Here is a 12,948-nt window from a genome sequence, read left to right as displayed (position 1 = left end):
GCCCTCAATTGCGCCCGTAAAACGCGTTCTCGACATGCACCGGCCAGCGCCATGGCAGCACGGCAATCATGTCGAACCGCATCGACAGCCTGCCATAATCCGGCTGGCGCGACAGCCAGATGTCGGCGGCGCCTTCGATGCGGCGCTCCGATTCATGGGCGATAGCCTCCATCGCCTCGATCAGCGTGCGGCGCGCCTTGACCTCGACGAACAGCACCAGGTCGCCGCGCCTTGCGATCAGGTCGATCTCGCCGAAACGGGTGCGATGGCGGCGCGCCAGGATACGGTAGCCCTTCAGCATCAGCGCGGCCGCCGCCAGCCATTCGCCGCGATGGCCGCGCCGATAGGCCTTTTGGCGGCTGACGCTCGGGAGCCTAGCCACGGTCCTCTCCAGAGGCATCCCTGAGTTCCAGCAGCCGCCGATAGAGCGCCTGCTTCTGGCCGCCGGTCATCCTGGCCGCTTCCGCCGCCGCCTTCGAGGCCGGCATCTCGGCGGCGAGCGACAGCAGCAGGCGATCGATGTCCGCGGGCGTCTCCGCCCTGGCCTCGGCCGGACCGACACAGACGACGATCTCGCCCTTCGGCTTATCGGCCGCGGCATAGTGGTCGGCCAGCGCCCGCAGCGTGCCGGTGCGCATCTCCTCGAAGGTCTTGGTCAGTTCCCTGCCGACCGCTGCCTTGCGCTCACCGCCGAGCGCTTCGGCCATCGCGCCGAGCGATTCGGCCAGCCGGCGCGGCGATTCGAAGAAGATCAGCGTCGCCGGCACCGCTTTAAGCGCTTCCAGCCGCGCCAGCCGCTGCCCCGCCTTGACCGGCAGGAAACCGGCGAACAGGAAGGCATCCGAAGGCAGGCCGGATGCGGTGAGCGCGGCAAGCGGCGCCGACGGACCGGGGATAGGCACGACGCGAATGCCCTGGTCAAGCGCCTCGCCGACCAGCCGGTAGCCGGGATCGGAAACCAGCGGCGTGCCGGCATCCGAGATCAGGGCCACGCTCTGCCCCGACTGGAGCGCCGCTATCAATTTTGGCCCGGCCTCGCCGGCATTGTGCTCGTGATAGGCCGTGGTGCGGCGACGGATGCCGTAGCGGTCGAGCAGCACGCGCGACACGCGCGTGTCCTCGCAGGCGACGATGTCGGCGGCGGCCAGCGTCTCCAGCGCGCGCAGCGTGATGTCGGCGAGATTGCCGATCGGCGTCGCCACCAGATAAAGCGCCGGTTCGAGCGGCCGGGCCGCAATCTCGGTCTGCCCGATCACATAGCTGCGCTTGCCCGTCTCGCCAGTCACCGGTGCCTTCTCCGTCAGCGGCGCGCCCGCGTCCAGATGGAGCCGCGAAGGACGTTCCGAAATCATTCGCCTGTTTGGCACGGCCCGCGCCGGGTTGCAAAAGCGGCTGTAATGCAAGGCGAGCGCCATTCCTTCGCCACAGTAGGGAACGAAACCGGCTTTCGCAGATTTAGCCCCTGATTCCCCTGGGAGGACAGGATGGACAGACTGACGATACAGGACGCTTTCGAGCCCTACTATGCAGGCCGCAAGCGCTTTGCCGCGCAAGGAGACGGGAAGCCGCCCGCCACCACAGACGGCAAGCAGGGGCCCGCGCGCCGCCCGCCACCAGAGATCAAGCTACCCGACAACGAACCCGACAGCACGACGGAGCACTGACCGGACGATGCCCAATCGCTTCGATATTTTCATCACCCGTCTCGAAACCAAGAACGCCCGCCACGGCGCAGCACTACCCTCGATAAGCGACCAGCACCGCGCCCGCCGCGATAAGGGCGACGCCAAGCCAGTTCGCACTGGTGAGCCGCTCGCCGAGAAAGACCGCGCCAAACACCGCCACAAGCACGACGCTTAGCTTGTCGATGGGCGCCACCTGCGCTGCATTGCCGATTTTCAGCGCGCGAAAATAGCAGAGCCACGAGGCTCCGGTCGCCAGTCCCGACAGGCCGAGGAAAAGCCAGGTCTTTCCGGAGATCGAGGCCCATGATTGGAATTGGCCACTGGCGGCGAGGATGGCCGCAAGCACGACCAGGATGATAGCTGTCCGGATGAGGGTGGCGAAATCGGAATTGATCGTTTCGATGCCCACCTTGGCAAAGATCGCCGTCAGTGCCGCGAAAGCCGCTGACAGGAGCGCCCAGAATTGCCAGGAAAGCGTCAGGTTCATTTCGGGCCTCGCGATGTCCTGGGTCCAGATAACGTGAAACCCGCGCCTCCAGAAGCGCAATCTCCGGCTTCGGGATTGAGAGCGGTATCCCGCCTTCGTCCTCCTCGGATCTGCGCGCCGCTTCGCATTACTCCGCTGGTGGATGACTTCACTGGTGGATGTGGGAGCCTACCGCGCCAGATCGGCCACCACCGCGTCGAGCACGATCATGCCGGCGGGCGTGGCGCGCAGGCGGGCGTTGCCGATCGGCGCCACCAGGCCTTCGCCCTGCAGCACCGACAGCCGTGCGCTCGACAGGCCGCGCCCGGAAAACGCTTCGTAGCGCGACAGGTCGATGCCTTCCGCCAGCCTCAGCCCCATCAGCAGGAACTCGTCGGCCTCTTCCGAGCGCGTCAGGGTCTCGCCGCCGGTGACGCCATGGCCCTTGGCCTCGACAAGATTGGCCCAGGTCTCCGGCATCTTCTCCGCGATGGTCACGACGCGGTGGCCGTTCTCGACGAAACGGCCATGCGCGCCGGGGCCGACGCCGACATATTCGCCATAGCGCCAGTAGGTCAGATTGTGGCGGCTCTCGGCGCCCGGCTTGGCGTGGTTGGAAATCTCATAGGCCGGCAGGCCGTGCGCCGCCGTGATCTCCTGCGTCAGCGCATAAAGGTCGGCGGCGTGGTCGTTGTCGGGGATGATGAATTTCTTCGCCGCGTGCAGCGCGTGGAACGGCGTGCCTTCCTCGATGGTCAGCTGATAGAGCGACAGATGGTCGGCGGCGTGGCCGATCGCCTGTTCGAGCTCCGTTGCCCAAGCCTCCGGCGTCTGGCCTGGCCGTGCGTAGATCAGGTCGAAGGAGAGCCTTGGGAATATCTCCCGTGCGAGCCCGATCGCGTGCAGCGCCTCGTCCACATTGTGCAGCCGGCCAAGGAAGCGCAAATCCTTGTCGTTCAGCGCCTGCACGCCGAGCGAGACCCGGTTGACGCCCGCCGCGCGATAGCCGCGAAAGCGTTCGGCTTCGACCGAGGAGGGATTGGCCTCCAGCGTCACCTCGATGTCGTCGGGCACCGTCCAGTTCTTCGCCACGGCATCCAGGACCCTTGCTACCGTTTCCGGCTTCATCAGCGACGGCGTGCCGCCGCCGAGAAAGATGCTGGTCACCTCGCGCGGGCCGGTGCGCTGGCGCATCGTCGCCAATTCCGCCTCGAAGGCGGCGGCAAAGCGCTCCTGGTCGACCGGCTGGTGGCGGACATGGCTGTTGAAGTCGCAATAAGGGCACTTGGCCGCGCAGAACGGCCAATGCACATAGACGCCGAAACCGGGGCTGCGGTCGAGCGGCATGGTGGCGCCGGGCCTGATCATGCCGAGCCTAACCTGGCCAGACCCAATCGAGCTTGGGCGAATTTCTGGAAGGCGCGGGCGCGATGCGACAGCGCCGTGGCCTGGCCGGGCTTCCAGCCATGTTTCTCCTCGGCGCTCATCTCGCCGAAGGTTTTTTCGAAGCCGTCCGGCAGGAACACCGGGTCATAGCCGAATCCGAGCTCGCCGCGCGGCGGCCAGACCAACGTGCCTTCGGCCTCGCCGCGGTAATATTCTGCCTCGCCGTCGGGAAAGGCCAGGCAGATGACGGCGACGAAGCGTCCCGTGCGCTGTGCGGGCGTGGCCGCGCCGACTTCCTGCAGCGCCACTTCGGTGCGCTGCATGGCGATGCCGAAATCCCTGCTGCCATCAGGCGTTTCAGCCCAGTTGGCGGTGTAGACGCCGGGCGCGCCGTCGAGCGCGTCGACACACAGGCCCGAATCATCCGACAGCGCCGGCAGGCCCGTCGCCTTGGCCGCGGCGAACGCCTTGATATAGGCGTTCTCCTCGAAGGTGGTGCCGGTTTCGTCGGGTTCGGGCAAGCCATAGTCCTTCGCCGATTTCGCCTCGAATCCGAACGGCGCCATCAGATCGGCGAATTCGCGCAGCTTGCCTTCATTGTGGCTGGCGACGACGATCTTTTTTCCGTCGAGTGAATGCATCAAAGTCCCCAGATTCTCGGCTCGGCGAATTCGATCGAATTGCCGGAAGGATCGCGGATATAGAGCGAGCGGCCGCCTTGCGGCCATTCGAATTCGCTTTCGATGGCGATGCCCTTCGCCTCCAGATGGGATCTCCAGCGGCTGATTTCATCGGCGGTCGCCGCGAAGCAGAGATGGCCTTCGCCTGATGTGCCGTGCGGGGGTACTTTCAGCCTCGCGTCGGGCGCGGGCGGGACCTTGGTCGCCTCGGCGTTGAAGATCAGCAGCACGCCGGCTCCGCAACGGAAGAAGAGATGGCGGCCCTCGACCTTCCCGAGAGGAGTGAGGCCGAGGACATCGGTGTAGAACGCTTCCGCTGCGGCTAGGTCGGTGACGTAGAGGGCTGATTCAAGAATGGCGGAGGGTATCACGAGGCGCCCCCCTCTGCCCTGCCGGGCATCTCCCCCACAAGGGGGGAGATCAGCCGCCATCGCGGCTTTCGCCAATTACTTTCGTTGTAGAAGTGAACGGAGCGCCAAAGCTGCCAATCTCCCCCCTCGTGGGGGAGATGTCCGGCAGGACAGAGGGGGGCGCTCACGCTCGGCATCCAGGATTCAAACCACCGCCATCTGCTGCAGACTCACCAGCCTCTGGATGCCTTTCTTGGCCAGGCCCATCAGCTCGGCGAACTGCCCTTCCGAAAAGGGCTCGCCCTCGGCTGTGCCCTGGATCTCGACGATGCCGCCCTTGCCTGTCATGACGAAATTGGCGTCGGTGCCGGCGGAGGAATCTTCGAGATAGTCGAGGTCGATGACCGGCTGGCCTTCATGGATGCCGCAGGAAATCGCCGCGACATGGTCCTTCAGCACCTTGCCGACGCTCACCATCTGCCGCGCTTCCATCCAGCGCAGGCAATCGTAGAGCGCCACCCAGCCGCCGGTGATGGAGGCGGTCCGGGTGCCGCCATCGGCCTGGATGACGTCGCAGTCGACGGTGATCTGCTGCTCGCCCAGCGCCTGCAGGTCGACCACGGCGCGCAGCGAGCGGCCGATCAGCCGCTGGATCTCCAGCGTGCGCCCGCCCTGCTTGCCGGCGGAGGCCTCGCGGCGCATGCGCTCGCCGGTCGAGCGCGGCAGCATGCCGTATTCGGCCGTCACCCAGCCTTTTCCGGAATTGCGCATCCAGCCCGGCACCTTTTCCTCCAGGCTTGCCGTGCACAGGACATGCGTGTCGCCGAACTTCACCAGGCACGAGCCTTCGGCATGTTTGGAGACGCCGCGCTCGAAGGAGATGGCGCGCATTTCGTCGAACTGGCGTTTGGAGGGGCGCATTCGGCCTGCTTTCTTGTCAGCTTTTTTGAATCTTGGCCGGCTTTTAGACGCATGCGGGGCACGGCGTAAAGGAAAATGGACCGGCGACCGCAAACGCGGCGACACTGGGTGATCGCGCAACGCGACACCGGATGATCGCAAGTGCGACACCGGGATGATCGCAAGTGCGACACCGGGTTGCGCGCGGCGCCGCGAAGTCTATATCCTTGAACCGGAGGTTATGGCCGCAATGACCAAGGCAGTCGATCCCGCTTCGCAGTCGCTCGCTCTTCCCGCGCCGGCACTTCAGGCGCTCGATATGCGTTCGCGCGACATCTTCCGGCGTATCGTCGATTCCTATCTGAGGGACGGCGAGCCCGTGGGATCGCGCAGCCTGTCGCGCATCCTGCCGTCCTCGCTGTCGCCGGCCACCATCCGCAACGTGATGAGCGACCTCGAACATCTCGGCCTGATCTATGCGCCGCACGTCTCGGCCGGCCGCCTGCCGACGCAGGCCGGCCTGCGCTTCTTCGTCGACGCCTTCATGGAACTGGGCGACCTCTCCGACGAGGAGCGGCGCAGCATCGAGGCGCAGGTGCGCGCCTCCGGCTCGGGCGCCACGCTGGAACACATGCTGACCGAGGCCAGCCAGATGCTGTCTGGCATGTCGCGCGGCGCCGGCCTGGTGCTGGCCGCCAAGAACGAGGTGGCGCTCAAGCACATCGAGTTCATCCAGCTCGAGCCGACCAAGGCGCTGACCGTGATGGTGTCGCAGAACGGCGACGTCGAGAACCGGGTCATCGATCTGCCGGCCGGCATCACCGTCTCGCAATTGCACGAGGCCTCGAATTTCCTCAACGCCCATATTCGCGGCCGTACGCTGGCCGAGGCGCGGGCGGAGGTCGCGCGTATCAAGGAAGAGACAAGGGCGGCGCTCGACACGCTGTCGCAGGACCTGGTGGAGAAAGGGCTGGCGGTGTGGGCCGGCGCGGAAAGCGGCCTGCCGGCGCGCCTGATCGTGCGCGGTCGCGCCAATCTTCTCGAAAACGTCACCGCCCAGGCCGACATCGAACTCTTGCGCCATTTGTTCGAGGACATGGAGACGCAGGACGGGCTGATCCAGCTGCTAGACCTCGCCGAGGCCGGACCGGGCGTGCGCATCTTCATCGGCTCGGAAAACAAGCTTTTCTCGCTCTCCGGCTCGTCGCTGGTCGTGGCACCCTACCGCGACAAGGACGCCCGCGTCGTCGGCGCGCTCGGCGTCATCGGCCCGACCCGGCTCAACTATGCCCGCATTGTCCCGATGGTCGACTATACGGCGCAGCTGATATCGCGCATGCTGCGCTGAGGGCTGGGATCGATCCAGACGGCCGAGGAGAGAAAAGATGGCGCTGGAATCGTTCAAGGCCCAGATCAGCCTGCTGCTGGAGGAGATGGTCAACCAGCCTGAGGATGTGCGGGAAGTGCAGGAGCAATTGCGCGAGAAGCTGCGCGAAATGCGCGCCATGGGCATGCCGCTGCCGGCCGACCTCGTCGAACTGGAAAAGAACCTCGACGCCGATCTCGACGCGGATACCTGACCCGAATTCCCCGTGTCGTCCGGAACGACTGCCGAGCCCGCCCGTTCCCTTGATGCATGTGATCCTCGGTCTTGGGACAACGACATGCATAGCGAAGCGAGAAGCTGGAGACTGGGATGATCAGACTTGCCGGCGCCGTGGCGATCCCTGCAGCATTGCTTTTCGCCGCGACGGCATTGGCCCAGCAGACAGAGCCGGTGCTCAAGGGCGCGGCCGCATTCGGTGACTGGCGGGCCGACGAGCCGGGCGTGCGCCGGCTGATCAGCCCGCAAGACCAGCCCAGGCCCTATGTCACCAGATCCGCCTCGAACAGCGCCGGTCCGGTGCAAAGGCCGCAAGGCGCCGAGCCGCGGCTGCCGGCGGGTTTTTCGGCGGAACTGATCGCTTCGGGCATCGACAATCCGCGCGTCGTGCGCGTCGCGCCCAATGGCGACCTGTTCGTCGCCGACAGCGAGGCCAACCAGATCCGCGTCTACCGTCTGGGCGAGGGCAACGCGAAACCCGTCAGTGACGGCGTCTTCGCCCGCAATCTCAACCAGCCCTACGGCATCGCCTTCTATCCGCCCGGGGACAGTCCGCAATGGGTCTACGTCGCCAACAGCGACAGCATCGTGCGCTTTCCCTACCGCGATGGCGACCTGAAGGCCTCCGGCGAGCCGGAAACGATTGTCCGCGACATTCCGGCCACTCATCACTGGACCCGCGACATCGCCTTCTCGCCGGACGGTAAGACGCTCTATCTCTCGGTCGGCTCCGGCTCGAACGCCGCCCAGGACATGGCAAGGAAACCGCGGGGCGGGCTCGATGCCTGGGCCAAGTCGAAGCCGCTCGGCGCCGCCTGGGGCTCGGAGGAAGGCCGCGCCGACGTAAGGGCTTTCGACCCGGACGGCAAGAATGGCCGCATCGTTGCCACCGGCCTGCGCAATTGTTCGGGCATGGCCATCCAGCCGGCGACGGGCGCGCCGTGGTGCGTGGTCAACGAGCGCGACGCGCTCGGCGACAATGTGCCGTTCGAATATGCGACCGAAGTGAGGGAAGGCGCCTTCTACGGCTGGCCCTGGTACTATATCGGCGACAATGAGGATCCGCGCCACAAGGGCGCGCGTCCCGACCTTGCCGGCAAGGTCACCGTCCCCGACATTCTGATGCAGGCGCATTCGGCGCCGCTCAACATCGCCTTCTACGACGGCAGGAATGTCCGCGCGGGATCCGGTTTTCCGGCCGAATACAGGGGCGACGCCTTCGTCGCCCTGCACGGTTCGTGGAATCGCGGCAACAGGACCGGCTACAAGGTGGTGCGGCTCAAGTTCAAGGACGGCAAGCCGACCGGCGAATATGAGGATTTCATGACCGGCTTCGTCACCTCCGGCGGCGAGGTCTGGGGCCGGCCGGTCGGCGTGGCGGTGGCGAATGACGGCGCGCTGATCGTCACCGAGGACGGCAACGGCACCATCTGGCGCGTGACCTACGGCGACGGGCGGTCCTGATCCGCTTGGGAGGTCCCGAGCGCGGCGCATGCCTGGTGCAACCAAATCCGGATCCAGGCAATTCCCGCCTGCGAAACTCTGTGCGACAAGGCGTCCCAGCAGTTTCGCGGACGCAAGGCTCGATCCATGACCCTCACCGGCTTCCTCGCCTACAGCGCCGCCCTTGGCCTCGCCGCCGCCATTCCCGGCCCCGGCATCACCGCGCTTGTGGCGCGCGCGCTCGGCTCCGGCTTCCGCTCCTCGCTGGCCATGTCCTTCGGCCTGATGCTTGGCGACCTCCTTTATCTGACCGCCGTGGTGCTTGGGCTTGCCTTCGTCGCGCAGACCTTCGGCCTGGTGTTCCTCGCCGTCAAATGGGCCGGCGTCGCCTATCTCGCCTTCCTCGGCTGGCGCTTCTGGACCGCCGGCATCACGCCCGAGACGGTCGAGGCCAGGAAAGGCAAGAGCGGGCTGGCGTCGAGCTTCCTCGCCGGCCTGACGGTGACGCTCGGCAATCCGAAGACGATGATCTTCTATCTCGCCATCACGCCGACCATCGTCGACCTCAAGACCATCACGCTGGCCGATTACGGCATCCTCGCCGCACTCACCGTCCTCGTCCTGTTCGTGGTGCTGGTGCCTTATCTGGCGCTGGCGGCCAAGGCGCGCTGGTTCCTGCGCTCGCCGCGCGCCCTGAAGGCGCTGAACCGCACCGCGGCCGGTTTCATGGTCGGCGCGGCGGCGGCGATCGCCGCCCGCCAATAGGGCCATTTTTGCCAAAGCATTCCGCCGGCTCGGCTTTTGCGGGAATGCTTTTCCGAGGCCGATGCGTTTTAGACACGCGCCCCACTCGGATATTTTCGGGCGACGGTCTATCTTGCGTCCGTGGAAGGCCTATCCTGGCGGCCATCCGTCTGAGATCAGTTCCATCCGCCTGACATTCTGGGAGCCAAACCAATGAACAAGTCCGCCGCCTCCGCTCGTGTTCCCGGCCGTGGCCGCATCTACAATTCCATCACCGATACGATCGGCGACACGCCACTGGTGCGGCTCGACAAATTCGCCAAGGAGAAGGGCATCGTTGCCCATCTCATCGCCAAGCTCGAATTCTTCAACCCGATCGCCTCGGTCAAGGACCGTATCGGCGTGGCGATGATCGAGGCGCTCGAGGCAGCGGGCAAGATCGCCCCCGGCAAGACGACGCTGATCGAGCCGACTTCGGGCAATACCGGCATAGCGCTTGCCTTCGCCGCCGCCGCCAAGGGCTACAAGCTGATCCTCACCATGCCCGAAACCATGTCGGTGGAGCGCCGCAAGATGCTGGCGCTGCTCGGCGCCGAACTGGTGCTGACCGAAGGGCCGAAGGGCATGAAGGGCGCCATCGCCAAGGCCGACGAACTGGCGGCCACCATCCCCAACGCCATCATCCCGCAGCAGTTCGAGAACCCGGCCAATCCCGAGATCCATCGCACGACGACGGCCGAGGAGATCTGGAACGATACCCATGGCGAGGTCGACATCATCGTCTCCGGCATCGGCACCGGTGGCACTATCACCGGCGTCGGCCAGGTGCTGAAGAAGCGCAAGCCCTCGCTGCATGTCGTCGCGGTCGAGCCGGAAACCTCGCCGGTGCTCTCGGGCGGCCAGCCCGGCCCGCACAAGATCCAGGGCATCGGCGCCGGCTTCGCGCCGAAAATCCTCGACACCACCATCTATGACGAAATCGTCACGGTCTCGAACGAGGATTCGGTCGCCAATGCCCGCCTCGTCGCCCGGCTGGAAGGCGTGCCGGTCGGCATCTCTTCGGGTGCCGCTTTGCAGGCGGCGATCGTCGTCGGCTCGCGGCCGGAGAACAAGGGCAAGAACCTGGTGGTGGTCATCCCGTCCTTTGCCGAACGCTATCTGTCGACCATCCTGTTCGAGGGTTTGGGGGCGTAGCACGCAGCACGCAGCATAGATTCGCCGCGATCCTTCGCGCCGACGTCAAAAGGTCTTGCCGCTGCTCGCCTGGCCCGCTGAAAAACCAGCCGTGGCGGATGCCGCGGGCTTGAGCAGCGCCCTGCTTCCGGTTCATATCGCCCCGGGGCCCCGCAGGGCCGGCGGAGGACCTCATGTACAAGCTCTACACCCGTCCCGGCAGCGGCGGCTTCGTTGTCGAGGCGGCCCTGACGCTGGCCAAGGCGCCGTTCGAGCAGATCAACGTACCGAAATCCGACCGGCCCGATCCCGCTTTCCTGGCCATCAGCCCCCTGAACCAGGTGCCGGTGCTGACCTTGCCGGACGGAAGCTCGCTGACCGAATCGGCAGCCATCTGCATCCTGCTCGCCGAACGCCATCCGCGGGCCGGGCTGGCGCCGGCGGCCGACGCCCCGGCCCGCGCCGACTTCCTGCGCTGGATGGCGTTCATGTCGTCCGCCCTCTATCCGGCGGTGCTGCGTTTCTACTACGCGCCGCGCTACACGGTCGACGCCGACGGCGCCAAGGCCGTCAAGCAGGCGGCCGTGGCCGAGATGGACCGCGGCTTTGCCGTCGTCGATGCCGCCCTGCGCGGCCGCGACTGGCTGGCAGGCGAGGCGATGTCGGTGGCCGATATCTATCTGGCCATGCTGGTGGCCTGGCATCCCGACAGCGGTAAGGCACGCACCGCCTGGCCCGACATCGAACGCCTGTGGGCCAAGCTTCGCGAGCACCCGCTGATGAAGACGCTCAACGCATCGCACGAAATGTGGCCGGGCTGAACGGGCCGTCGGCAAAGCACCGCGCTCAAGCATTTCAATGCCTGAGCGTCGCGCGTTTTACCTGCAGGAAACGGCGTACCGCCGGATCGCTTTCGAGGCCGATCGCCCGGTCATAGGCTTCGACCGCCTGCGGCACCTGGCCGAGCCTGGCCAGAAGGCCGGCGCGCGCGGCCCAATAGGGCTGGTAATCATTGAGCCGGTTGTCGTCGCCAAGCACGTACAGCGCCGCCAGCCCCGCCACGGCGCCCTCAGCTTCGGCGATCGCCACCGCGCGGTTGATCGCCACCACGGGCGATCGTGCGATCGAAAGCAAGGCATCGTAGAATTCGCGGATCGCCACCCAGTCGGTCTCGCCGCTCAGCCGCCGCGCCGCGTGGACGGACTGCACGGCCGCTTCGAGCTGGTAGCGGCCGATGGCGTCCAGAGTGGCGGCGCGGCCGAGCAGGGCTTCCGCCTCGTCGATCAGCCCGTGATCCCACAGCGCATGGTCCTGCTCGGCGAGCGGCACATACTCTCCGGACCCATCGCGGCGCGCGGCGCGGCGCGCCTCGGCGAACAGCATCAGCGCAAGCAGGCCCAGCGCCTCCGGTTCGTCCGGCAGTAGCGAGGCCACCAGCCTGCCGAGCCAGATTCCTTCGGTGGCCAGGTTCCGGCGCCGCGTCTCGGTGCCCGCCGGGTCGGACCAGCCCTCGGCGAAGGTCGCGTATATGGCCTCCAGCACGGTATCCAGGCGCTCGCCGAGTTCGGCCCGCTCCGGTACGCGGAACGGAATGCCGGCTTCACGAATGCGGGCCTTGGCCCGCACCAGACGCTGGCCCATTGTCGCCGGCGGGACCAGGAAGGCGGAGGCGATCGTCGCTGCGTCGAAGCCAAGGACGGCCTGCAGGATCAATGGCGCGCGCACGCCAGGCTCGATCGCCGGATGCGCGCAGGCGAACATCAGCCGCAGCCGTTCGTCGGGCAGGTCCTGGTCGGTCATGCACGCCTCCGCCTCCTCGGCAATCAGCTTGAGATGGTCGCGGCCGGCTTCGCTGGTGAGCCGCCGCCGCACCGCGTCGACACGCCGCCGCCTTGCCACGGCAAGCAGCCAGGCCTCCGGCTTTTCCGGCACGCCGGTCTGCGGCCAGCGTTCGAGCGCCGCGGCAAAGGCGTCGGCCAGCGCGTCCTCGGCGGCGGCCACGTCGCGCGTGCGCGCCGCGAGCCAGGCGACCAGCTTGCCGTAGCTTTGCCGGGCGGCGGCCTCGGCGGCTGCCCGGGCAATCTGCTCGCTGCTGTCCATCACATCGTCATTTCTTGGGCATGTATTCGGCCATTTCCCAAATCGGCCGCAACTCGACCGTGCCGGTGCTGGCCGCCGGGCAGCGCGCCGCCCATTCGATGGCGGTATCGATGTCGGGCGCCTCGATCATGTAGAAGCCGGCAAGCTGTTCCTTGGTGTCGGCATAGGGGCCGTCGATCACGTTGGTCTTGCCGTCGGTGATCCGCACCGAGGTGGTTGCCTGGGTCGGGCGCAGCCTTTCTCCGGCCAGCCACGCGCCGGATTTCTTCAACGCTTCGGTATAGGCGCCATAGGCCGCGCTCATCTGTTGGGCCTTCTCGATCGGCGTGTTCGCCAGTGCGGCTTCGTCGTTGTTGATCAAAAGCATGTATCGCATGGGTCTTCTCCCGTGGTTTCATAGGCCGCGTCCTTGCGAGCC

Annotated in this window: 16 protein-coding genes; 7 read left to right on the top strand and 9 right to left on the bottom strand. The window is 66.4% G+C overall.

The features are described 5' to 3' along the window. Positions 1–4 precede the first annotated feature (4 nt). Both LB566_RS17955 and rsmI read right to left on the bottom strand, forming a co-directional pair. Positions 5–382: a YraN family protein gene (locus tag LB566_RS17955; protein WP_224625355.1), complete on the bottom strand. Its 378-nt coding sequence runs from the start codon at positions 380–382 to the stop codon at positions 5–7. Then, complete coding sequence (rsmI, locus tag LB566_RS17950; protein ID WP_224625354.1) at positions 375–1,286, bottom strand: 16S rRNA (cytidine(1402)-2'-O)-methyltransferase; 912 nt, start codon at positions 1,284–1,286, stop codon at positions 375–377. Before rsmI ends, LB566_RS17955 begins: the two co-directional genes overlap by 8 nt. 198 nt (positions 1,287–1,484) lie before the next feature. On the opposite strand from rsmI, the gene LB566_RS17945 reads away from it, so the two are divergent. Next, entirely contained in the window at positions 1,485–1,664 is a 180-nt protein-coding gene (locus LB566_RS17945; protein WP_140491829.1) for a hypothetical protein, read from the top strand. Positions 1,665–1,737: 73 nt separating this feature from the next. Here LB566_RS17945 and LB566_RS17940 read toward each other — a convergent pair whose 3' ends face one another. From LB566_RS17940 to rph, 5 genes are all read right to left on the bottom strand, one after another. Continuing rightward, positions 1,738–2,172 (bottom strand): EamA family transporter, encoded by a 435-nt coding sequence (locus LB566_RS17940; RefSeq protein WP_140550510.1) that lies wholly within the window; start codon positions 2,170–2,172, stop codon positions 1,738–1,740. A 168-nt stretch (positions 2,173–2,340) separates the two neighbouring features. Next, on the bottom strand, positions 2,341–3,519 hold the full coding sequence (hemW, locus tag LB566_RS17935; protein ID WP_224625353.1) for a radical SAM family heme chaperone HemW: 1,179 nt from the start codon (positions 3,517–3,519) through the stop codon (positions 2,341–2,343). After that, a complete protein-coding gene (gene rdgB / locus LB566_RS17930) occupies positions 3,516–4,178 on the bottom strand; it encodes an RdgB/HAM1 family non-canonical purine NTP pyrophosphatase (protein WP_140550508.1) in 663 nt (220 codons plus the stop codon). Before rdgB ends, hemW begins: the two co-directional genes overlap by 4 nt. Then, positions 4,178–4,588, bottom strand: a complete 411-nt coding sequence (locus tag LB566_RS17925; RefSeq protein WP_140550507.1) for a VOC family protein — start codon at positions 4,586–4,588, stop codon at positions 4,178–4,180. The genes rdgB and LB566_RS17925 overlap by 1 nt, the downstream gene beginning before the upstream one ends. A gap of 183 nt (positions 4,589–4,771) precedes the next feature. Beyond that, positions 4,772–5,488: a ribonuclease PH gene (gene rph, locus LB566_RS17920; RefSeq protein ID WP_140554507.1), complete on the bottom strand. Its 717-nt coding sequence runs from the start codon at positions 5,486–5,488 to the stop codon at positions 4,772–4,774. 229 nt (positions 5,489–5,717) lie between these two features. On the opposite strand from rph, the gene hrcA reads away from it, so the two are divergent. From hrcA to LB566_RS17890, 6 genes are all read left to right on the top strand, one after another. Beyond that, positions 5,718–6,815, top strand: coding sequence for a heat-inducible transcriptional repressor HrcA (gene hrcA / locus LB566_RS17915; protein WP_140554505.1), 1,098 nt, complete (start codon positions 5,718–5,720; stop codon positions 6,813–6,815). A 37-nt stretch (positions 6,816–6,852) separates the two neighbouring features. Continuing rightward, the gene (locus tag LB566_RS17910) at positions 6,853–7,047 is read left to right on the top strand and encodes a hypothetical protein (protein ID WP_140554504.1); all 195 of its coding nucleotides are present in this window, start codon (positions 6,853–6,855) and stop codon (positions 7,045–7,047) included. 116 nt (positions 7,048–7,163) lie between these two features. Next, entirely contained in the window at positions 7,164–8,534 is a 1,371-nt protein-coding gene (locus LB566_RS17905; RefSeq protein WP_224625352.1) for a PQQ-dependent sugar dehydrogenase, read from the top strand. Positions 8,535–8,660: 126 nt separating this feature from the next. Next, on the top strand, positions 8,661–9,278 hold the full coding sequence (locus LB566_RS17900) for a LysE family translocator (RefSeq protein ID WP_224625351.1): 618 nt from the start codon (positions 8,661–8,663) through the stop codon (positions 9,276–9,278). A gap of 192 nt (positions 9,279–9,470) precedes the next feature. Beyond that, complete coding sequence (cysK, locus tag LB566_RS17895) at positions 9,471–10,451, top strand: cysteine synthase A (RefSeq protein WP_224625350.1); 981 nt, start codon at positions 9,471–9,473, stop codon at positions 10,449–10,451. A gap of 173 nt (positions 10,452–10,624) precedes the next feature. Beyond that, positions 10,625–11,251 (top strand): glutathione S-transferase family protein, encoded by a 627-nt coding sequence (locus LB566_RS17890; RefSeq protein ID WP_224625349.1) that lies wholly within the window; start codon positions 10,625–10,627, stop codon positions 11,249–11,251. A 34-nt stretch (positions 11,252–11,285) separates the two neighbouring features. Here LB566_RS17890 and LB566_RS17885 read toward each other — a convergent pair whose 3' ends face one another. Together LB566_RS17885 and LB566_RS17880 are read right to left on the bottom strand one after the other, a co-directional pair. Beyond that, positions 11,286–12,530 carry an RNA polymerase sigma factor gene (locus LB566_RS17885; RefSeq protein WP_224625447.1) on the bottom strand — a complete coding sequence of 415 codons (1,245 nt, stop codon included), beginning with the start codon at positions 12,528–12,530 and terminating at the stop codon, positions 11,286–11,288. 7 nt (positions 12,531–12,537) lie between these two features. Next, positions 12,538–12,906 carry a YciI family protein gene (locus LB566_RS17880; protein WP_140554494.1) on the bottom strand — a complete coding sequence of 123 codons (369 nt, stop codon included), beginning with the start codon at positions 12,904–12,906 and terminating at the stop codon, positions 12,538–12,540. Between the last annotated feature and the right edge of the window lie 42 nt (positions 12,907–12,948).

This window comes from Mesorhizobium sp. CA13 (assembly GCF_020165235.1).
In the GTDB taxonomy this organism is placed as follows: domain Bacteria; phylum Pseudomonadota; class Alphaproteobacteria; order Rhizobiales; family Rhizobiaceae; genus Mesorhizobium.
This window is presented reverse-complemented; position numbering and strand designations above follow the sequence as displayed.